Annotated in this window: 1 pseudogene; it reads right to left on the bottom strand. The window is 37.1% G+C overall.

The window, feature by feature from the left end:
* Positions 1–187 (bottom strand): annotated as a pseudogene (locus I6E26_RS11120) (hypothetical protein); the annotation flags it as partial.
* Positions 188–345 lie beyond the last annotated feature (158 nt).

Below are 345 nucleotides of genomic sequence, written 5' to 3'. Positions count from 1 at the left end.
CAGCATATTTGGCAAATTCACTCTTAGGTATGCCAATAAACTCCATAGCCTGTTCCTTAGACCAGCTATTCTTGGCAATAATCACCCGCAAAATTTCTACAGTTTTATTCAAGGCTCCAATAGTCTTACCCCTAGCCTCGCCACGGGCTTCACCACGAGCCTCTGCCTTATCTAATACTTTACACATATTAAATCCCTCCATTTCATGGGAAATTTTTCTCCCCATTTCAACATATTTATTATCCTGTGTCAACACTGACATTAATTTCAAAAAACTATCTGTATGCCTGATGATTTTATCCTTTGGTACATAATCCTTATTTTTACTAAGCTGTACAAAATAGT

Source organism: Anaerovibrio lipolyticus, assembly GCF_021531495.1.
GTDB lineage: Bacteria > Bacillota > Negativicutes > Selenomonadales > Selenomonadaceae > Anaerovibrio.
Note: the sequence above shows the minus strand (reverse complement) of the source record. Positions and strands in the feature narration are given on the sequence as shown.